Raw genomic sequence first — 19,711 nt, forward strand, 5'->3', positions numbered from 1 at the left:
TTTATTGCTTGATGCCGATGTCCGGGTCTTCCGAGGCCCGGGCGCTGGCGTCCGATGCGCGCGCGCTGAGGTCGGGCGCCAGGGCCCGGCGGCCGTCGAACACGAAGCAGTCGCCGTGGTAGTGCGCGCCGCCGACGTCCTCGAAGTACTTGAGGATGCCGCCTTCGAGCTGCAGCACGTGCTCCACGCCTTCCTCGCGCATGAGGATGGCCGCCTTCTCGCAGCGGATGCCGCCGGTGCAGAAGCTCACCACCGTCTTGCCCTCGAAGTCGGCGCGGTGCGCCTTCAATGCGGGCGGAAACTCGGTGAACTTGGTGATGCGCCAGTCGATCGCGCCGTCGAAGGTGCCTTCGTCGACCTCGAAGTCGTTGCGCGTGTCCAGCATCACGATCTCGCGGCCCTCGTCGTCGTGGCCCTGGTCGAGCCAGCGCTTGAGCGTGGGCGCGTCCACGCCGGGCGCGCGGCCGGCGGCGGGCTGGATCGCGGGGTGGTCCATGCGGATGATCTCGCGCTTGAGCTTCACCAGCATGCGCCGGAAGGGCTGCGTGGCCGACCAGCTTTCCTTGGTTTCGAGGTCGGCAAAGCGCGCGTCGGCGCGCAGGTCGGCCAGGAAGGCGTGGATGGCCTGCGCCGTCCCCGCCAGAAACAGGTTGATACCTTCGGGCGCCAGCAGGATCGTGCCCATCAGGCCCAGGGCCTGCGCGCGCTCGCGCAGGGTCTCACGCAGCACGGGGCTGTCGTTGATGCCTACGAACTTGTAGGCGGCGATATTCAAAATCTCTTGCACGGGGCGGGATTGTAGGGATCGCCACACCACATCGTGGAGGGCGGCTTCCTACAATCGACGGATGTTTGTTCACCTGCGTCTGCATACCGAGTTTTCCGTCGTCGATGGCACGAATCGAATCGACGAAGTCATCAAGGCCGCCGCTGCCGACAAGCAGCCCGCGCTGGCCATCACCGACCTGAACAACCTGTTCGGGACGGTCAAGTTCTACAAGCAGGGCCGGGGCAAGGGCGTCAAGCCCGTCATCGGCGCTGAAATCTTCATCGACGGGCTGGGCAAGGAGCCCGGCGCGCTGACCCGCCTCATTCTGCTGGTGCAGAGCATGGAGGGCTACCTCAACCTGTCGGAGCTGCTGGCCCGCGCCTGGACGCAGAACGTGGGCCGCGGCCAGTCGCAGGCGGCCTGCAAGCTCGAATGGCTGCAGGAGCTGCAGGGCGGGCTGATCGCGCTGTCGGGCGCACAGGCCGGGCCGCTGGGCCAGCCGCTGCTGCAGGGCCAGGAGGAGCGCGCCGCCGAACTGGCGTTGCAGCTCGCGGGCATGTTCCCGCACCGTTTCTACATCGAGCTGCAGCGCGCCGGCCGTCCCGAGGACGAGCCGCATGTGATTGCGGCCGTGAAGCTCGCCGCTCGGCTGAAGCTGCCGGTGGTCGCCACGCACCCGGTGCAGTTCGCTGAACGTCAGGACTACGAGGCGCACGAGGCGCGCGTGTGCATTTCCGAAGGCGAAATCCTCGGCAACCCGCGCCGCGTGCGCAAGTTCACCGAAGAGCAGTACTTCAAGTCGAGCGCCGAGATGCAGGCGCTCTTTGCCGACGTGCCGAGCGCGCTGGCCAACACGGTCGAAATCGCCAAGCGCTGCAACCTCACGCTGGTGCTCGGCAAGCCGCAGCTGCCCGACTTTCCCACGCCCTTCATCAGCGAAGGCGTGCGCATGCCGATCGGCGAGTTCTTCCGCCAGGAGTCGTTCGACGGGCTGGAGGTGCGGCTGAAGCACCTGTACCCCGACGAAGCCAAGCGCGAGGCCGAACGGGCACGCTACGTGGAGCGCCTGGAGTTCGAGATCAACACGATCCTGAACATGGGCTTCCCCGGCTACTTCCTGATCGTGGGCGACTTCATCAAGTGGGCCAAGGAAAACGGCTGCCCCGTGGGCCCGGGCCGGGGCTCGGGTGCCGGCTCGCTCGTGGCCTACGCGCTGAAGATCACCGACCTCGACCCGCTCGAATACAAGCTGCTGTTCGAACGTTTCCTGAACCCCGAACGCGTCTCGATGCCCGACTTCGACATCGACTTCTGCCAGGGCAACCGGGACCGCGTGATCGACTACGTGAAAGACAAGTACGGCCGCAACGCCGTGAGCCAGATCGCCACCTTCGGCACCATGGCCGCGCGCGCGGCCATCCGCGACGTGGGCCGCGTGCTCGACATGAGCTACATGTTCTGCGACGGCATCAGCAAGCTGATTCCGAACAAGCCGGGCATGTCGGTCACGCTGCAGTACCCCCCCGCGACCAAGATCGAAGGCGACAAGAACAACTACGCCATCGAGATGGAGCCGCAGCTCGCGGAGCGCATCGAGAAGGAAGAAGAAGTGCGCATGCTGGTCGAGCTCGCGCAGAAGCTCGAAGGCATGACCCGCAACATCGGCATGCACGCCGGCGGCGTGCTCATTGCGCCGGGCAAGCTCACCGACTTCTGCCCGCTGTACCAGCAGCCCGGCAGCGAATCGGCCGTGAGCCAGTACGACAAGGACGACGTCGAAGCCATCGGCCTCGTGAAGTTCGACTTCTTGGGCCTGGCCACGCTCACGATCCTGGAGATCGCGCGCGAGTTCATCATGAAGCGCCACAAGGGCCAGGAGAACTTCGCGTTCGAGAACATCCCGCTGAACGACGGGCCGACCTACCGTCTGTTCTCCGACGGCAAGACCGAGGCCGTGTTCCAGTTCGAATCCCGCGGCATGCAGGGCATGCTGAAAGATGCGCGGCCCACGCGCCTGGAAGACCTGATCGCGCTGAACGCGCTGTATCGCCCGGGCCCGATGGACCTGATTCCCAGCTTCGTGGCGCGCAAGCACGGCCGCGAAGACGTGGAGTACCCGCACCCGGCCGTGGCCGAGATGCTCTCCGAGACCTACGGGATCATGGTCTACCAGGAGCAGGTGATGCAGACCGCGCAGATCCTGGGCGGCTACTCGCTGGGCGGCGCCGACTTGCTGCGCCGCGCGATGGGCAAGAAGAAGCTCGAGGAAATGGCCGAGCACCGCGAGAAGTTCCGCGCGGGTGCCCTGGCCACGCATGGCATCGTGCAGGACAAGGCCGACGAAATCTTCGACTTGATGGAGAAGTTCGCGGGCTACGGCTTCAACAAGTCGCACGCCGCCGCCTACTCGCTGCTGGCGTACCACACGGGCTGGCTCAAGGTCCACTACACGGCCGAGTTCTTCTGCGCCAACATGACCGTGGAAATGGACGACACGGACAAGCTCAAGCTCTTGTTCGAAGACGCCCAGAAGAACTTCAACATCACCTTCGAGCCGCCGGACGTGAACCGCGGCAACTACCGCTTCGAGCCCGTCACCAACCGGATCATCCGGTATGGCCTGGGCGCCGTGAAGGGCACGGGCCAGCTCGCGGTCGAGGCCGTGGTGCGGGCGCGTGAAGAGGGCGGACCGTTCAAGAGCCTGTACGACTTCTGCGTGCGCATCGACCGCCAGCGCATCAACAAGCGCACAGTCGAAGCGCTCATCAAGGCCGGCGCGTTCGACGCCATCCAGCAGAACCGCGCCTCGCTCATCGCCTCGGTCGACCGCGCCTTCGAGTTCGCCATTGCCACGGCGGCCAACGCCTCGCAGGCCGACATCTTCGGCGACTGCGAGCACGGCTCGGCCACGCAGGAGCCCGACCTGGTCGACGCCACGCCCTGGGGCGTGAAAGAGCGCCTGACCTTCGAGAAGACGGCCGTCGGCTTCTACCTGTCGGGCCACCTCTTCGACGAGGTTTCGCACGAGGTGCGGCGCTTCTGCAAGCGCGAGATCGGCGACCTGCTCGACAGCCGCGATCCGCAGGTCATCGCCGGCATCGTGAGCGACTTCCGCGTCATCAACGGCCAGCGCGGCCGGCTGGCGATCTTCAAGCTCGACGACAAGTCGGAGTCGATCGACGCCACGGCCGACGAGGCGCTCATCAACGCCAACCGCAACACGCTGAAGGACGACGAGCTCGTCATCGTGAGCGGCAAGCTGCAGCCGGCGCGCGGCGGTTTCGAGGCACGCTTCCAGGTGCAGCAGGTGTGGGACCTGGCCTCGGCGCGCTGCCGCTTCGGCAAGTTCCTGCGCGTGGCGGTCAACGGCAAGGTGCCAGAGATCGCGCGCCTGTTGAAGGACTTTCCGGCGCGCACCGAGCAGACCGAGGTCGGCGACCTGGTGCACGGCCTGCCCGTGCGCCTGTCGATGGCACGGGGCGGGGCGCAGGTCGAGCTGCAGTTGGGCGAGCGCGCCAAGTTCTTCCCGACCGACGCGGCGCTCGCGAGCTGGACCGCCCAGGCCGAGGCCGGCAAGGCGCAGGTCATCTACGATTGATCGGATCGCGCGGCCCCGGGGAACCTCGGGGCCCGTGCGCGGTCCATCAGTCTGTTGCAACCTGGCCTTGGGCCACTCACAGGAGGAACGACCGCATGCATTTCAAGAAGATCCTCAAGACCACCGCGTTGACGTTCGGCGTGGCGCTGCCCATGGCCGCGGCCTGGGCCCAGTACGCCGGCCCGAGCTCGGTGCCGAACCTGACGGTCAAGCAGCTGATCGAGACCGGCCAGGACGACCAGCACGCCACGGTGCGCGGCTTCATCGTTTCGCACGACGGCGGCGAGCACTACACCTTTGCCGACGACACGGGGCGCCTGAAGGTCGAGATCGACGCCAAGTACTTCCCGCCGGGCGTGAAGATCGACGACAAGGTGCGCGTCGAGCTCAGCGGCGAGTTCGACAAGGACCGGCTCACCGGCAAGACCGAACTCGACGTCAAGCGCGTCATCACCGTCCTGCGCTGACCCCCGCCTTTTTCCCGAGCGCCTGCTCGACCTGGTCGAGCACGGCCTCGGGGGTGTGCAGCCAGTCCTTGGCCAGCACCTGCATCACCTGCCAGCCGAACGCGTCGAGGATGCGCGGACGCGAGACATAGCGTTCCAGCACGTTGTGGCGCGTGCCTTCCTGCGCCGCACCGTCCACGAGGAGGCCCAGCGCATAGTGGCCCTGGCCCGCTGCGCGCACCGCGAGGTCGCAGCGAAAACGCGACTGCCCCACCTGTTCGTCCACCGCATGGCCGCGCGCGCGCAGCGCCTGCGCGATCTGCGCTGTGACCTCGTCCGTGCGCGCATGCCGCGCCACGTGGCCGCGCGCCAGCGGGTTCATGCCTTCGAGCACGCGCCGCGCCGTGTCCTCGTCGCCGCGTGACAGGCACTCGGCATAGCGCAGGAAGTTCTTCAGCGCCGCCGCGCCTTCGTTGTGGTCGTTGGTGATCGCCTCGTGGCGGATGGTCGAGACCACCGCCATGTGGTGCTTGGCGCGGCTGAAGATCACGTTCAGCCGCTTCTCGCCGCCGCGCTGGTTGATCGGGCCGAAGTTCATCAGCATGCGGCCCTCGGGGTTGGGGCCGTAGCAGATGCTGAGGATGATGATGTCGCGCTCGTCGCCCTGCACGTTCTCCAGATTCTTGATGAAGAGGCCGCAGAACTGGTCGTCTTCCTCGCGCACGTACTCGGCCTCCAGCCGCGCCGCGAAGTCGGCATCGACCGCGCCGAGCGCGTTCAGCTCCTCCTCGATCTCGCCCTGTTGCGCTTCCGAGAACGCCACGATGCCCAGGCTGCGCCCGGTCTCGCGGCGCAGCAGCTCGCGCACCAGCTGCGCGATGTGGCGCGCCTCGCCGTCGTTGATGCGGTTCTCGTACACCGCATCGGCCACGCGGTGGAAGCTGATGGCGCGCGAGAGCAGGGCGTCGACCTGCGCCTTCACCGATTCGTCGCTCGGGCTGCGCGACTGCACCACGATCTCGCCGCGTTCGGGCGCGGGCAGGCTGCGGTCGGGAATGGTGTACAGGTTGCCCGCGTAGAAGGCCGCGTTCGAAAAACCGATGAGCGATTCGTAGCGGCTGCGGTAGTGCCAGGCCAGCAGCGTGGCCGGCAGGTTGCGCGCGCCCTGGTTCAGCAGGCTGTCGGCGTCGAGCACGACGGCGATGCGCTCGCCTTCCTCGCCGTTCTCCGCGTCGTCGCCTGCCACCGACACGGTGTCTTCCTCGGCATCGCGGCCCGACGAGAAGAAGCTCGTGGGCGGCAGCTGCATCTCGTCGCCCACCACGATGATCTGCGGCGCGCGGTACAGCGCGGGCACGGCTTCCTCGACCGGGATCTGGCTGGCCTCGTCGAAGATCACGACGTCGAACAGGTCGGCCGCGAGCGGCAGCGTGTCGGAGACCGACAGCGGGCTCATGAGCCAGATCGGCTTCATGTCGCGCACCACGCGGCCGGTGTCGCCGCTGGCCAGTTCGCGGATCGCCTTGTAGCGCATGGTCTTGCCGAACTCGTGCTCGAGCTCGCGGCGGCCGGCGTTGTAGCTCTTCTTGAAGACCTTGCCGTCGGCGTCGAGCTGGCTGGCGGGCAGGGCGCTCTTTTGCACATGGTCGCGGAAACGCTGGCGCACCGCGGCGGCGAGCGTGCGCGCATTGCGCTCGAGCAGCTTGCGTTCGCCTTCGCCCAGGCGCTGCGCATGGCGTGCCAGCGTGGCGCCGTCGAAGCGCGGCAGCCAGCGTTCGGTACGGTAGACGCGCTCCAGCCCTTCGCGAGCGACGGCGTACTCGATGGCCTCGGGCGGCAGCGGCAGGGTGCGCAGCGCGGCGGCCACGGCCGGGTCGGCGTCGGCCAGTTCCTGCAGCGGCTGGAGCACCGACGGCAGCGCGTCGGCCTGGTCGCGCAGCGTGCGGGCCAGGGCGTCGAGCGCGTCCAGCGGTTGCGCGCCAGCGTCGTGCAACAGGTCGCGCCAGAGGGCGTCGAGCGTGTCGACGCGCGGTGCGGCGGCGACGAGCTGTTCGACGCTGCGGCGGCCCGCGTCGGTGCGCAGGTGGGCCTGGAACGCTGCGCGCAGGCCGGCGCCGGCGTCGATGCCGCGCATCGCCTGCAGCTGCTGCGCGAAAGCCTCGGCGTCGGTGCAGCCGTAGTCGGCCTCGAGGCGCGCCGCCTGCTGGTCGAGCGCGGTGCGCGCGGCCTGTTCGGCGCGCAGGTCCTCGAGGATCTGGCTGGGCTGCGGACGCACGGCATGCGCGGCGAAGTCGTAGCGGCGCTTGAGTTCGCCCGACAGGCGCCACCACGAGGGCTGCAGCCAGCGCAGCAGCGAGCCTTGCTGCGTGCGGGCCTGCGCCAAGGCAGCTTCGGTGTCGCCGGGCGAGAGCTTGTCGCGCCAGTGGGCGGTGCGCTGCAGCTGCGCGTCGAGCGCCTGCTGCAGCGTGCGTCTTTCGTTCAGTGCGTTGCCGAGCGCGAGGCTGCTCGGGTGCGCCGCGTCGAGCAGCGCCAGCTGGCCGCGCGCGGCCAGTGCCGCGACGCTGCGCGAATCGGCCACCACGGCGAGCGCATCGCGCCACAGCACGCCGGCCTCGGCCAGCGGTGGCCAGGCATCGACCAGCGCGTCGCGGCAGGGGGCGCTCAGGTCGATGGCGCGTTCGCTGCGCTCGACCAGCCGCGCCAGCGGTTTCTCCTGCGCCAGCAGCGAGGGCGCGAGCTGCGCGAACACATGCTGCGCGAAGCTGGGCGCGCCCAGGCTTTCGGTCACGGCCAGGTGCAGGCGCGACACCAGCTCCGCATGCCGGCGCCAAGCCGCGAAGGCGGGCAGTGCTTCGGCTTGCAGCGGCGTGAGCGACGGGTCGCCGGCCTTGAGCGCCACCAGCCGCGACAGCAGTTCGCGCAGCGTCACCGCGATGTGTTCGGGCACGTCGTGCATGGCGGCGTCGAAGCGCTCGAGCGCGCGCAGGTCGAGGTCCATGGCGTCGAGCACCCGCGTGCGCTCGGTGCTTTCCTGCGCCAGCGTGCCGGGTGCTTCGAGCCACAGCTCGTAGGTCTTGCGCAGGTTCTGCACGAAGGCCTTCTTGTCGCCCTGCGAGTCGTGGATCATGCAGCACAGCTCGTCCAGCCCCTGCTGGCGCAGGCGGTGGAACACGACGTCGATGGCGGCGCGCTTCTCGCAGACGAAGAGCACACGCTGGCCGCGGCCCACGTAGTCGGCGATCAGGTTGGTGATGGTCTGCGACTTCCCCGTGCCCGGCGGGCCCTGGATGATGTAGCTGGTGCCGGTGCGCGCCAGCGCCACCGCAGCGGTCTGCGTGGCGTCGGCCTGCACCACGGGCCACTGGTCGGCCAGTGGCAGGGCGGGCGGCGTCTCGCCGTCGACGCGGCGCGGCTGCAGCGAGAACACGCGGTCGAAAGCCTCGCTCGCCAGGTCGGATTCGGCCAGCCCCGAGTAGTCGCGCACCAGCGACATCTTGCGGTGGTTGAAGTTGCCGAGCGTCACGGCCGTGAGGTCGATGTCCCACTGGTAGGGGTTGCCGCTGCTCTCGCGCAGCGCGAAGGTCTTGCGCTCGGTGTCGTCGACCGCGGTGGCCGCCATCTGCGGCGCGCGCGGCTGGGGCGCGCCGCCGACGGCCTCGCGCACCGGCAGCGGCACGGGGCGCACGCGCGCATGGAACAGCTGCAGCCCGCGCGGGCGGAAGTCGTCCTGCGCGTAGCTGAAATCTTGCGCGGCCACTGGTACCGCCGAGGGCGAGCGCACGCGGGTGCGGCGCTTGAACTGTTCGAGCCGCTGGCGCGCGCGCTGGTGCATCACGGCGATCTCGGGCTGCTTCACGAGCCGCAGCTGCACGCCGGGCTCGCTCTGCGCGATCTGCGCCGACAGCTGGGCGTGGAACTGTTCGAGCGAGGTCTCGCGCAGGTCGACCGTCTCGGGCAGCGCGATGCCGTAGAGCTGGCGCAGGTGGTGGCGCAGCGTGGGGTTCACCTGCGCCTCGCTGGCCGAGGCTTCGAGCAGGTACTGGTCGCGCACGCCTTTCTTGCGCGTGAGTTCGACCGGCAGCATCAGCAGCGGCGAGGCGATGCGCTCGGCGCGTTCGGCCTCGCCCTCCTTGAGGTTGTGCCAGCGCAGGAAGGCGATCACCAGCGACAGCTGCGAGAAGCCGTACTCGGCCCGGTCGCGCCGCGCCTCCTGCAGGATGCGGTCGAGCGCGCCGGGCAGGTAGGGCTGGTCTTCGAAGCGCAGCCAGCGCGCGAGCGGCACGGGGTCGCAACTGGCGATGTCGGCGGCAAAGCGGCCGTCCCACACGCACAGCTGGTCGGTGCGGATGCTGTTGAGGTCGACCACCAGCGGCACGCTGGCGACGGTGAGATTCACATGCGCTTGCGTCGGCTTGAAGTACAGCAGGCGGTTGCGCCGCGAGAGGTCGAACAGCCGGTCGCGCAGGTGCAGCTGGATCGCCTGGCGGCGCTGGCCCGCGCCGTCCCTTGCCGGCGCGATGCGGTCCAGGCCGAGGTCGACCGGCTGGTCGCGGTAGGTCTCGAGGCGGCGGATGACCGAAGGCAGGTCGCGTGCGCGCTCGTGGCGGTCGAGCGCGGTCATCTCGAAGATCACGGCGGCGACCACCGGGTGCAGCCGGCGGTTCAGTTCGAACAGATTGCCGCGGTGCGTGGCGAAGCGGGTCAGGTCGTCGCCGTCGGTGAAGTCGAGCCCGCACGACAGGCTGGCCAGCACCTGGCCCAGGCACAGGATGTCGCCGAGCGCGTCGTGGTGGCCCAGGCGCAGTTCCCACGCGGCGTAGCCGGGCAGGTAGACGGGGCGCGTGGGCACGGTGTCGGGCCCGGCCTCGGGCATCACCGCGAGGTTCTCGAGCGCCACGCCGGCTTCGGCATCGACGGTCAGGCGCGTTTCGCCGACCACGCGCAGCACTGAGGCGGCGGGTTGTTCGAGCGGCGCGATGGCCTCGGGGTGGCGGCGCGGCGCGGTGCCTTCGGGCTGCGCGAGTGCCAGCGCGGGTTCGGCGGGCGCGTCGGTCACGCGGTAGGCAAAAACGTTGCCGAGCGCGGCGACGTGGCCGAGTTCGTGCAGGGCCGAGACCTCGCGCAGCAGCGGCAGCACGAGCTTGAGCACGTCGTCGGTCTGCAGGCCGCCGTGGGCCTCGGCGGTGGCGAGCAGTTGCAGGAGCGGGGCGGGAGCGAGGGTCATGCGGCGGCGGCCTGCGAAGAAGAAGTGGCGGCCTTGTCGAGCAAGGCGGCGGCATCGCGCTTGACGCGGGTGAAATTGCGCTTGGAAAGACCCAGGTCCTTCAGCACGCGCTGTTCGAAAGGCGCATCGCAGCCGAGTGCATCGGCCAGGCCCAGCGCGGCGGCGAGGGTGACGTCGTCCATCTCGGGATCGGCGGCGACGAAGTCGACCAGCACGCTGGCCAGGTAGTCGTGCAAGCCGGCGGGCGCGGGCTCGGGCAGCGGCATCGCCGACGTGGGCGGCGTGAAGTCGGGGAAGAAGCGGCGCGCATGCGCGAGCAGCGAGTCCGACTGCAGCACGGGCCGCTGCAGCAGCTGCGCCAGGGTGCCGCGCGTGAGCGCGCTCACGCGTTGTTGGCCGAGCATGTCGAGCGTGGACAGGTCGAGCGGACCTTCGAGCGCGGCGGCCAGCCATTCGTCGGCGTCGTGCTCGCGGCCGGCCCACAGGCGCAGCGCGCGGGCGCGCACGAACACTTCGGGGTGGCTCACGCCGCGCGTCTGCAATGCCTTGTTGCCGGGGTCTGCGCAGATTTCCTCGGCCTGCGCCAGGTAGCTCGCCACGTTGACCTGCGTGAGGCCGGTCTCGATCTTGATGAGCGCGCTCACGGCGGGCTCGAGCGCGCCGCAGGCCACGCAGCCGCCGCGGTCGGCAAAGGCCTCGGTGTACAGCGCATGGCGCCGCGCGGCCTGCAGGTGGCTCGCGTCGGCGCGCGGGTCGGACGCTGTGGCGTGCAGCAGGCGGTCGACGACGTGGTGCTTGCCGCCGTCGCGCTCCCACAGCAGGTAGTGCGCCAGCTCGTGGCCGAGCACGGCCTGGCGCTCGGGCGGCTGCAGTTTTTCGAGCAGCGGGCCCGAGAGCACGATGTGCGCCTCGCCCGGCACGACGTAGATCGCGGCGTTCATGGCCGCGCCGTCGCCGGACGGCGCCTGGTAGAGCGTGATGCGCGCCGTGACGCCCAGCCGCTGCGCGGCCAGGGTGGCGTCGGCATGCAGGTCGGGGTGCGCGTCGGCGTCGAGGCGGTAGGCGCTGCGCAGCAATTCGGCACGCATGGCGGCCGTGTGTTCTTCGCGCGCTTCGGCCGAAGCGGCCCAGCGCCAAGCCTCGGGTTCGTTCGCCTGGAGGTGGGCGGCCAGTGCCTGCTGGTAGGGCAGCGGCGTCAGGTCTTGGAGGCGAACGGCAGGGAAAGAGTCGACCATGTCAGGAGCGCCAGCAACAATGAGTTGCCGACGATCCTAAACGAGCGGGTGGCGTCGCTTGCAATCACCCACGATGTGGGTGATTGCGGGGGTCAACGCTTGGGCTTGAGCGTGACGATGAGCGACGGGAAGATGCGCCCGTCCGTGTCGCGCGGCAACTTGTCGGTCTTGCGCAGGCCGCGTTCGGCCGCTTCGTCCCAGGCCGGCAGGCCGCTGGACTTGGCGAGCTTGACGCCGACGATGGTGCCGTCGGGTGCCAGCCGCACTTCGAACTCGGCCTCGGGGTTGCCGTTCACGCTGTCGGCATCGGGGAAGGTGATGTTCGGGCGCACGGCGGCGGCGATGCGGCCGGCATAGCCGCTGGACGGGCCGGACGATCGCTGGGCGTTGCCCTTGGCATCGTCGCTGCCGCTGGCACCGGCCATGCCCTGCATGCGCTTGAGCGTCGCAGCGCGGTCGGCGGCGGCCTGCTTGGCGGCTGCCTCTGCCTTCTTCGCTTCGGCCTGCTTGGCCTCGGCTTCCTGCTGCTTCTTCTGCTCGGCCAGTTTCTTCTGCTGCTCTTTCTTGCGCTCGGCCTCTTCCTCGGCGCGCTCCTTGGCCTCGAGCTCCTTCTTCTTTTGCTGCTGCACGCGCTGCTGCTCGAGCTCGCGCTCCTTCTGCGCCTTCTGCTCCTTGAGCTTCTTCTCGCGCTCCAGCGCGATGTCGGGGGCAGGGGCGGGCGCCGGCTCGGGTGGCCTGACGGCCGGGGGAGGCGGCGGGGGCGGAGCGGGTGCAGGCGGCGGCGGTGCGGGCACGGGGGCCGGCGGCTCCGGCACCGACAGGCGCGGGGCGGCCTGCATCACCGTGGTGGACCACAGCTCGGCATCGACCGCGCCGTCGTCGGCTTCGCTGCGCCAGCGCACGCCCCAGGTGAGGGCGGCGATCAGCAGCGCATGGGCAATGAGGGCGAGCGCAACCGCGCGGGGCGTGCCGCGTTGCGGCGGCGGCGCGAACTCGGGGCGATCCAGGGCGAGCGACATGCCTTATTTGCCGCCCGTGGTCGTGACCGACAGCCCCACGCGCTCGATGCCGCTGCGCTTGAGCTGGTTCATCGCCTTCACGACGGTTTCGTACTTCACCGACTTGTCGGCGCTGATGACCACGGGGCGCTGGGCGTCGCCGCCTTGCGCGGCCTTGGCGGCCGAGCCGATCTGCGTCATGGGAATCGACGCGCCGCCGGTGCCGGTGGACGGGTCTTTCTTGATCTGCACTTCGTCGTCGCTCTTGATGACGATCTCGATGGGCTTGTCCGGCTGCTTGTTGGCCCGATCGACCGTCGGCAGGTTGATCACACTCGGCGTGATGAGCGGGGCCGTGACCATAAAGATGATCAGCAGCACCAGCATCACGTCGATGAACGGGACCATGTTGATCTCGTTGATCGTGCGGCGGCCGCGGCCCCGGGATGAAACGGCGGGCATGTCGTCGCGTCCTTTGTCTTGTGCGCGCCGCTCTTCAGCGGTTCGCGGCGGTGACCGAGGCGGCGGGCGTCACGGCGCCGGGGTTGGCCGAGAGGTTGCGCTGCAGGATGTTGGAGAACTCTTCGATGTAGGTCTCCAGGGCGATGGCGATCTTGTCGATCTCGCGCGCGAAGCGGTTGTAGCCGACCACTGCAGGGATGGCGGCGAACAGGCCGATGGCCGTGGCCACCAGCGCTTCGGCGATGCCGGGCGCCACGGTGGCCAGCGTCACCTGCGTGAGGGCGGCCAGGCCGGTGAAGGCATGCATGATCCCCCAGACCGTGCCGAAGAGGCCCACGTACGGCGACACCGAGCCGACGGTGGCCAGGAACGACAGGTTCTGCTCGGCCGCGTCGAGTTCACGCTGGAAGCTCGCGCGCATCGCGCGGCGGGCGCCGTCGAGCAGCGTGGCCGCGTCGGTCACGTGGCGCTCGCGCAGCTTCTGGTACTCGCGCATGCCGGAGGCAAAGATGCGCTCCATGGGGCCGGCGAACTTGGCGTTCTGCGCCGCCGAGGCGAACAGTTCGTTCAGGCTGGTGCCCGACCAGAACTCGCGCTCGAAGTCGTCGTTGAGCACGCGGATGCGCTTGAGGGCAAAGTACTTGCGGATGATGGCGGCCCAGCTGGCGACCGACACGATCACCAGCAGCAGCACGACCAGTTGCACCACGAAGCTGGCGTGGAGCAGAAGATTGATGATGGAGAGATCTTGGTTCATGGCTTGAAAGGTTGAGTCATGGAGCCGCTGGAGTGCTCGAGGGTTCCCGAAACTTGGGCCGGAATGCGCGCAGGGCGCAAGGTGGCGGCGTCCACCCAGCCGATGCGGATCGTGCCTTCGCACAGCAAGACCGGTGCCGCGGCCCCGGTGCGTTCTTGCTCTGTTTTTGATAGCACGCGCTGACCGATTATCAACGACGCGGTGCCCAGTTGCCGCAGCTCGGCTGTAACCAGCAGTTCGTCGTCCAGCCGCGAGGGCCGATGGTATTTGAGCTGCGTTTCGCTCACCACGAACTGGCCGCCGGTGGCTTCCTTGAGCTTGCGCTGCTCGACACCCAGGGAGCGCAGCCACTCGGTGCGACCGCGCTCCATGAACTTCAGGTAGTTGGCGTAGAACACGATGCCGCCGGCATCGGTGTCTTCCCAGTAGACGCGGATCGGAAACTCGAAAGTCACTTGCATGCCTCCGTGCTTCGCACTGCGGCGCGAGCTTGCTTGGGGCGGCCCGGCGCTACGCTCATTGGGCGATCATGGCCCGCAGGCGCTCGACCGATTCCTGCAGGTGCGCCATCGAGCTGGCGGTGGAGAAGCGCACGAACTTCGCGGTTTCGGCCGTGCCGAAATCGCGGCCCGGCGTGACGGCGAGGTGGGCGCGCTTCATGGTCTCGAAGGCGAAGTCCCAGCTGCCCGAGATGCCGAGCTTGTCGGCCACGCTCGTGCAGTCGGCCCAGGCGTAGAAGGCGCCGTCGGGCACCACGGGCACGTTCAGGCCCAGGGCGTTCAGTTGCGGAATGAACCAGTCGCGGCGCGCCTTGAACTCGGCGCGGCGGCGTTCGTACTCGGCGATGCTCTCGGCCTCGAAGCAGGCCAGCGCGGCGTACTGCGACACGGTGCTCGCGCAGATGAAGAGGTTCTGCGCCAGGCGCTCGACCACCGGCACCAGCACTTCGGGCACCACCAGCCAGCCCAGTCGCCAGCCGGTCATGTTGAAGTACTTGCTGAAGCTGTTGATGCTGATGACGTTGTCGTCGATGGCCAGCGCCGTCTGCCCGAAGGCATCGTCGTACGACAGGCCCAGGTAGATCTCGTCGATCAGCGTGATGCCGCCGCGCTGCGACACCACCTCGTGGATGCGGCGCAGCTCGTCGGGCGCGATCGAGGTGCCGGTCGGGTTCGAGGGCGAGGCCAGCAGCACGCCGCGGGTCTTGTCGGTCCAGGCGGCTTCGACCTTGGAGGCGGTGAGCTGGAAGCGCTCCTCGGCCGTGGTCGGTACCAGCACCGCCTTGCCGTCTGCCGCGCTCACGAAGTGGCGGTTGCAGGGGTAGCTCGGGTCGGGCATCAGGATCTCGTCGCCCGATTCGATCAGCGCGAGGCAGGCCAGCTGCAACGCGGCCGAGGCACCGGCCGTGACGACGATGCGGCGGGCCGGCACGTCGACATTGAAGCGCTGCTTGTACCAGCCGCTGATGCGCTCGCGCAGGTGGTCCAGGCCGGTGGCCTGCGTGTACTGCGTGGCGCCGGCGCGCACGGCGCGGGCGGCCGCTTCCTGCACCAGGGGCGGGGCGGTGAAGTCAGGCTCGCCGATGTTCAGGAAGATCATCGGACGGTCGGTGTGGGCCACTTCACGGGCCAGCACCCCAGCCGCCTTGGCGACCTCCATCACGTAAAACGGTTCGATGCGCTGCGCGCGCGTCGAGATCCTCATGGGCGCGCCTTGCCGGTGGCCCGGTCGGCTTCCACTTCGAGCGGACGCAGCTGCGGCGCCAGGCCGTTGAGCACGGCGTTCACGTACTTGTGGCCGTCGGTGCCGCCGAATTCCTTGGCAAGCTCGATGCACTCGTTGAGCACCACGCGCCAGGGCACGTCGGGGCAGTTCTGGAACTCGTACACGCCGATCCACATCACGGCGTGTTCGATGGGCGAGATCTCTGCGAACTTGCGGTCCAGCAGCGGCAGGATCAGCGCGTCGAGCTGTTCGGCACCGTTGATCGAGCCGTGCAGCAGCGCGTCGTAGTGCGCCGCGTCGGCCTTGTGGAAGCCCGCGAGGTCGCGCGTGAAGTGGTCGATGTCGGTCGGGTCGTTGCGGCCCACCAGGTGCTGGTAGAGCGCCTGCAGCGCGAACTCGCGTGCGCGGCTGCGGTTCGACTTGGCCGCGGCCTTGCGTGCGCCCGTGCTGGTGAGGCCGGTGCGCGACTGGCGGGGCTTGGCGGACTTGGAGGTGTCTTCGGTCATGAAAGGGTGGCCAGCAGTTGTGCCATCTCGACCGCCACCTGGGCTGCGTCGCGGCCCTTGTCGGTCTGACGGGCGACGGCCTGTTCGAGGTTTTCGGTCGTGAGGATCGCGTTGGCGATGGGCAGGCGGTAGTCGAGCGCGACGCGGCTCACGCTCGCGCCCGATTCGTTGGCCACCAGTTCGAAGTGGTAGGTCTCGCCGCGGATGATGCAGCCCAGCGCCACGAGCGCGTGGTAGCCGCCGCGCTCGGCGAGCGCCTGCAGCGCCACGGGCACTTCGAGCGCACCGGGCACCTGCACGTGATGGATGTCGGACGCGGCCACGCCGAGAGCCTCGAGCTCCGACAGGCAGGCCGCGGCCAGTGCGTCGGTGATGTCGGCGTTGAAGCGCGCCTGCACGATGCCGATGCGCAGGCCTTTGCCGTTGAGGGTGATCTCGCCCTTGTTGGAACCTTGCATGGTCGTTCAGTCTTTCGTGAGGTAACCGGCGATCTCGAGGCCGAAGCCGGCGGCCATGCTCGGCATGCGACGCGGCGCGCCGAGCAGGTTCATCTTGTGCACGCCGCATTCGCGCAGGATCTGCGCGCCGATGCCGTAGTTGCGCAGGTCCATGCGGCCGCGCTCGGGCGCTTGCGCGGGGCGCGCGGTGCCGTCGAACTGCGCGAGCAGCTCGGCCGCGGTTTCGCCGCAGTTCAGCAGCACGGCCACGCCCTTGCCTTCGTTCGCGATGTGCGAAAGGCTGGCGTCCAGGCTCCAGGAGTGCATCGGGCGGTTGACCTCGAGCGCGTCGAGCACCGACAGCGGCTCGTGCACGCGCACCGACACCGTCTCTTCGGGTGCCCACTGGCCGCGCACCAGTGCCAGGTGCACGCCGCGGCTGGGCTTGTCGATGAAGGCGTGGGCCGTGAAGGCGCCCCAGTTGGTCTGGATCTCGCGGCAGCCGACTTTTTCGACCAGCGATTCGACGCGGCTGCGGTGCTCGATGAGTGCGGCGATGGTGCCGATCTTGATGCCGTGCTCGGCCGCGAAGATCTGCAGGTCGGGCAGGCGGGCCATCGTGCCGTCTTCGTTCATCACCTCGCAGATCACCGAGGCGGGCGAGCAGCCGGCCATGGCGGCCAGGTCGCAGCCGGCTTCGGTGTGGCCAGCGCGCATGAGCACGCCGCCGTCCACCGCCTGCAGCGGGAAGATGTGGCCGGGCTGCACCAGGTCGGCGGCCACGGCGTTGCGTGCCACGGCGGCCTGCACAGTGCGGGCGCGGTCGGCGGCCGAGATGCCGGTGGTCACGCCTTCGGCTGCCTCGATGGAGACGGTGAAGGCGGTCGAATGCTTGGCGCCGTTGCGCTGGACCATCGGCGGCAGCTGCAGCCGCTCGCACATCTCGCGCGAGAGCGTGAGGCAGATCAGGCCGCGCGCGTGGCGGGCCATGAAGTTGATGGATTCGGCGGTGATGTGGTCGGCGGCGATGACGATGTCGCCTTCGTTCTCGCGATCTTCCTCGTCCACGAGGATGACCATGCGGCCGGCGGCCAGCTCGGCCACGATGTCTTCGACCGGGGAGATCGGTGCGGGTGCACGGTCGGCGCGCGGGGCGCCGATCGGCGTGACGGAGGCGTTCATTTCGAAGTGTCCTTGGGAGACGTGGAAGACGTCAGAGAGGGTGTGAGCATGCCGGCCTGAAGCATGCGCTCCACGTAGCGCGCCACGGTGTCGATTTCGAGGTTGACCTTCGAGCCGGCCTTCAGGCCGCCGAGGGAGGTGTTTTCCACGGTGTGCGGGATCAGGTTGATGCTGACCTCGGCACCCTCGGCGATGTCGCTCACGCTGTTGACCGTGAGGCTCACGCCGTTGATGGTGATCGAGCCCTTGTAGGCCAGGAAGCGCGCCAGCGCGGGCGGTGCGACCACGCGCAGCTCCCAGCTTTCGCCGACCGGCGCGAAGAAGCTCACGTGGCCGATGCCGTCCACGTGGCCCGAGACGATGTGGCCGCCGAGGCGGTCGCTCGCGCGCAGGGCCTTCTCGAGGTTGATGCGGCTGCCCTCGTCGGTCAGGCCGGCCGTCTTGTCGAGGGACTCCGCGGAAATGTCGATGGTGAATTGCCCGCGTTCAGGTGCGAGCGTGGTGACCGTCATGCAGGCGCCGTTGAGCGCGATGCTGTCGCCGAGCCCGACGTCGTCGAGGTAGCCGTCGGGCACCTCGATGCTGAGTCGCTTGCCGTAGGAGGAGGAGGTGCCGAGGTCGTGGATGGCGGCGATGCGCCCCACGCCGGTGATGATTCCGGTGAACATTTCCACATTTTCGCAGACATCGAGGGGTCTTCGGCCCGAAGGGCCGGTTTGCGGCTGCGAATGTGCCGCGCCGCGTCGGCGGCGGCTCAGAAGCGGTCGCGGCCGGCGACGCGCGCGACGATGCGCAGGTCGGGCCCCAGCATGTCGACCGACTTGAATTCGAGCGGCAGCGCACCCGCCAGCGAGGTGAGCGGGCCCTCGGCATGCAGGTGGCTGGCGATGTCGAGCCCGCTGCCGATCAGCTTGGGCGCCAGGTACACCAACAGTTCGTCCACGCAGCCTTCGCGCAGCAGCGAGCCGTTGAGCTTGTGGCCCGATTCGACGTGCAGTTCGTTGACGCCGCGCGCCGCGAGGTCTTTGAGCATCGCGGGCAGGTCGACCTTGCCGTGCAGGTTGGGCAGGCAGGTGATGGTGGCGCCGCGGGCTTCGAGCGCGGCTGCCTTTTCTTCGTTGTGCCGGCTGGCGGCGTAGATCCAGACGGCGCGGCCAGCTATGAAAATGTGAGCGTCGGGCGAGGTCTGGAGATGGCTATCGACCACCACGAGGTGGGGCTGGCGCGGCGTGTCGACCAGGCGCACGTCCAGGCGCGGGTTGTCTTCGAGCAGCGTGCCGACGCCGGTCAGCACGGCACCGGTGCGGGCCCGCCAGGCGTGGCCGTCGGCGCGCGCGGCCTCGCCGGTGATCCACTGGCTCACGCCGTTGTGCAGGCCGGTGCGGCCGTCGATCGAGGCGGCGATCTTCATTCGAACCCAGGGCTGCTTGCGGATCATGCGGCTGAAGAAGCCGATGTTGAGTTCGCGGGATTCGTCGGCGCCCGGCCCGACTTCGACCTCGACGCCCGCCGCACGCAGGCGCTCGAAGCCCTGTCCCGCCACCAGCGGGTTCGGGTCGGCGAGCGAGGCCACGACGCGGCGTACGCCGGCGGCGATCAGTGCGTCGCAGCAGGGGCCGGTGCGGCCGTGGTGCGAGCAGGGTTCGAGCGTGACGTAGGCGGTGGCGCCCGCAGTCGAATGGCCTTGGGCCTGCGCGTCGCGCAGCGCCATCACCTCGGCATGCGGGCCGCCGGCTTGTTGGGTGTGGCCCTGGCCGATCACGCGGCCGTCGGCGTCGCACAGCACGCAGCCGACGCGCGGGTTCGGGTCGGTCAGGCGGATCGCGGAGGCGGCGAGCCGCAGAGCGGTCGCGATGTGGGAGGCGTCGTGTTGGGAAGAGGACATGCCGGGTTCGTTCACGCCTTCTCGGAGGTCAGATATCGCGCAGCAGCTGCCGGAACTCGTCCACGTCCTCGAAGCTGCGGTACACCGAGGCAAAGCGCACGTAGGCGACCTTGTCGAGTTTCTTGAGTTCGCGCATCACGAGTTCGCCGACCTTCGTCGAATCGATTTCGCGCAGGCCACTGGCCAGCAGCTTTTGTTCGATGCGCAGCAGGGCGTTGTCGATCTGCTCGATGCTCACGGGGCGCTTGCGCAGCGCCAGCATCATCGAGGCGCGCACCTTGGTCGAGTCGAAGTCGGCGCGGCTGCCGTCCTTCTTGACCACGACGGGGAAGTTGACGTCGGGGCGCTCATACGTGGTGAAGCGCTTGTCGCAGGCGCTGCATTGGCGGCGCCTGCGGACGAAGTCGGCGTCTTCCGAAACGCGGGTTTCGACGACCTGCGTTTCGAGATGACCGCAAAAAGGGCATTTCATGCGGCCAGTGCTTCT

The 19,711-nt window shown here is 68.9% G+C and carries 16 protein-coding genes; 2 read left to right on the top strand and 14 right to left on the bottom strand.

Features of this window, described 5'->3' with window-relative positions:
- Window position 1: 1 nt before the first annotated feature.
- Window positions 2-787 carry a sulfurtransferase gene (locus tag AC07SQ_RS24275; protein ID WP_062481623.1) on the bottom strand — a complete coding sequence of 262 codons (786 nt, stop codon included), beginning with the start codon at window positions 785-787 and terminating at the stop codon, window positions 2-4.
- A gap of 61 nt (window positions 788-848) precedes the next feature.
- Between AC07SQ_RS24275 and dnaE the strand changes: the two genes are divergently transcribed.
- Window positions 849-4,367, top strand: a complete 3,519-nt coding sequence (gene dnaE / locus AC07SQ_RS24280) for a DNA polymerase III subunit alpha (protein WP_495271496.1) — start codon at window positions 849-851, stop codon at window positions 4,365-4,367.
- 95 nt (window positions 4,368-4,462) lie between these two features.
- Entirely contained in the window at window positions 4,463-4,834 is a 372-nt protein-coding gene (locus tag AC07SQ_RS24285; protein ID WP_083259096.1) for a YgiW/YdeI family stress tolerance OB fold protein, read from the top strand.
- On the opposite strand, the gene AC07SQ_RS24290 is transcribed toward AC07SQ_RS24285, so the two are convergent.
- The 13 genes from AC07SQ_RS24290 to nrdR form a co-directional block, all read right to left on the bottom strand.
- Entirely contained in the window at window positions 4,818-10,037 is a 5,220-nt protein-coding gene (locus tag AC07SQ_RS24290) for a PDDEXK-like endonuclease domain-containing protein (RefSeq protein WP_495271495.1), read from the bottom strand. The two genes, AC07SQ_RS24285 and AC07SQ_RS24290, sit on opposite strands and share 17 nt — an antisense overlap.
- Window positions 10,034-11,272, bottom strand: coding sequence for a M48 family metalloprotease (locus AC07SQ_RS24295; protein ID WP_495271494.1), 1,239 nt, complete (start codon window positions 11,270-11,272; stop codon window positions 10,034-10,036). The genes AC07SQ_RS24290 and AC07SQ_RS24295 overlap by 4 nt, the downstream gene beginning before the upstream one ends.
- Before the next feature lie 92 nt (window positions 11,273-11,364).
- The gene (locus AC07SQ_RS24300) at window positions 11,365-12,291 is read right to left on the bottom strand and encodes an energy transducer TonB (protein ID WP_495271493.1); all 927 of its coding nucleotides are present in this window, start codon (window positions 12,289-12,291) and stop codon (window positions 11,365-11,367) included.
- Between the two features lie 3 nt (window positions 12,292-12,294).
- Window positions 12,295-12,732, bottom strand: a complete 438-nt coding sequence (locus AC07SQ_RS24305) for an ExbD/TolR family protein (protein WP_070060386.1) — start codon at window positions 12,730-12,732, stop codon at window positions 12,295-12,297.
- A 34-nt stretch (window positions 12,733-12,766) separates the two neighbouring features.
- A complete protein-coding gene (gene tolQ / locus AC07SQ_RS24310) occupies window positions 12,767-13,489 on the bottom strand; it encodes a protein TolQ (RefSeq protein WP_070060387.1) in 723 nt (240 codons plus the stop codon).
- On the bottom strand, window positions 13,486-13,944 hold the full coding sequence (ybgC, locus tag AC07SQ_RS24315; RefSeq protein ID WP_062481580.1) for a tol-pal system-associated acyl-CoA thioesterase: 459 nt from the start codon (window positions 13,942-13,944) through the stop codon (window positions 13,486-13,488). The genes tolQ and ybgC overlap by 4 nt, the downstream gene beginning before the upstream one ends.
- 61 nt (window positions 13,945-14,005) lie before the next feature.
- Entirely contained in the window at window positions 14,006-15,193 is a 1,188-nt protein-coding gene (locus tag AC07SQ_RS24320; protein ID WP_495271492.1) for a pyridoxal phosphate-dependent aminotransferase, read from the bottom strand.
- Window positions 15,190-15,720, bottom strand: coding sequence for a transcription antitermination factor NusB (gene nusB / locus AC07SQ_RS24325; RefSeq protein ID WP_062481565.1), 531 nt, complete (start codon window positions 15,718-15,720; stop codon window positions 15,190-15,192). Before nusB ends, AC07SQ_RS24320 begins: the two co-directional genes overlap by 4 nt.
- Complete coding sequence (ribH, locus tag AC07SQ_RS24330) at window positions 15,717-16,178, bottom strand: 6,7-dimethyl-8-ribityllumazine synthase (RefSeq protein ID WP_056582067.1); 462 nt, start codon at window positions 16,176-16,178, stop codon at window positions 15,717-15,719. Before ribH ends, nusB begins: the two co-directional genes overlap by 4 nt.
- A gap of 6 nt (window positions 16,179-16,184) precedes the next feature.
- Complete coding sequence (ribBA, locus tag AC07SQ_RS24335; protein WP_495271491.1) at window positions 16,185-17,339, bottom strand: bifunctional 3,4-dihydroxy-2-butanone-4-phosphate synthase/GTP cyclohydrolase II; 1,155 nt, start codon at window positions 17,337-17,339, stop codon at window positions 16,185-16,187.
- Window positions 17,336-18,007, bottom strand: a complete 672-nt coding sequence (locus tag AC07SQ_RS24340) for a riboflavin synthase (RefSeq protein ID WP_369632588.1) — start codon at window positions 18,005-18,007, stop codon at window positions 17,336-17,338. Before AC07SQ_RS24340 ends, ribBA begins: the two co-directional genes overlap by 4 nt.
- An 86-nt stretch (window positions 18,008-18,093) precedes the next feature.
- A complete protein-coding gene (gene ribD / locus AC07SQ_RS24345; protein ID WP_495271490.1) occupies window positions 18,094-19,224 on the bottom strand; it encodes a bifunctional diaminohydroxyphosphoribosylaminopyrimidine deaminase/5-amino-6-(5-phosphoribosylamino)uracil reductase RibD in 1,131 nt (376 codons plus the stop codon).
- A gap of 28 nt (window positions 19,225-19,252) precedes the next feature.
- Complete coding sequence (gene nrdR / locus AC07SQ_RS24350; protein WP_007836918.1) at window positions 19,253-19,696, bottom strand: transcriptional regulator NrdR; 444 nt, start codon at window positions 19,694-19,696, stop codon at window positions 19,253-19,255.
- Between the last annotated feature and the right edge of the window lie 15 nt (window positions 19,697-19,711).

Source organism: Variovorax sp. GW821-FHT06D12 (assembly GCF_059419205.1).

Bases quoted from the DNA above. Each gene is read 5' to 3' on its own strand.
- dnaE (WP_495271496.1), top strand. From the start codon at position 849: ATGTTTGTTCACCTGCGTCTGCATACCGAGTTTTCCGTCGTCGATGGC.
- AC07SQ_RS24285 (WP_083259096.1), top strand. From the start codon at position 4,463: ATGCATTTCAAGAAGATCCTCAAGACCACCGCGTTGACGTTCGGCGTG.
- AC07SQ_RS24290 (WP_495271495.1), bottom strand. From the start codon at position 10,037: ATGACCCTCGCTCCCGCCCCGCTCCTGCAACTGCTCGCCACCGCCGAG.
- AC07SQ_RS24295 (WP_495271494.1), bottom strand. From the start codon at position 11,272: ATGGTCGACTCTTTCCCTGCCGTTCGCCTCCAAGACCTGACGCCGCTG.
- AC07SQ_RS24300 (WP_495271493.1), bottom strand. From the start codon at position 12,291: ATGTCGCTCGCCCTGGATCGCCCCGAGTTCGCGCCGCCGCCGCAACGC.
- AC07SQ_RS24305 (WP_070060386.1), bottom strand. From the start codon at position 12,732: ATGCCCGCCGTTTCATCCCGGGGCCGCGGCCGCCGCACGATCAACGAG.
- tolQ (WP_070060387.1), bottom strand. From the start codon at position 13,489: ATGAACCAAGATCTCTCCATCATCAATCTTCTGCTCCACGCCAGCTTC.
- AC07SQ_RS24320 (WP_495271492.1), bottom strand. From the start codon at position 15,193: ATGAGGATCTCGACGCGCGCGCAGCGCATCGAACCGTTTTACGTGATG.
- nusB (WP_062481565.1), bottom strand. From the start codon at position 15,720: ATGACCGAAGACACCTCCAAGTCCGCCAAGCCCCGCCAGTCGCGCACC.
- ribH (WP_056582067.1), bottom strand. From the start codon at position 16,178: ATGCAAGGTTCCAACAAGGGCGAGATCACCCTCAACGGCAAAGGCCTG.
- ribBA (WP_495271491.1), bottom strand. From the start codon at position 17,339: ATGAACGCCTCCGTCACGCCGATCGGCGCCCCGCGCGCCGACCGTGCA.
- AC07SQ_RS24340 (WP_369632588.1), bottom strand. From the start codon at position 18,007: ATGTTCACCGGAATCATCACCGGCGTGGGGCGCATCGCCGCCATCCAC.
- ribD (WP_495271490.1), bottom strand. From the start codon at position 19,224: ATGTCCTCTTCCCAACACGACGCCTCCCACATCGCGACCGCTCTGCGG.
- nrdR (WP_007836918.1), bottom strand. From the start codon at position 19,696: ATGAAATGCCCTTTTTGCGGTCATCTCGAAACGCAGGTCGTCGAAACC.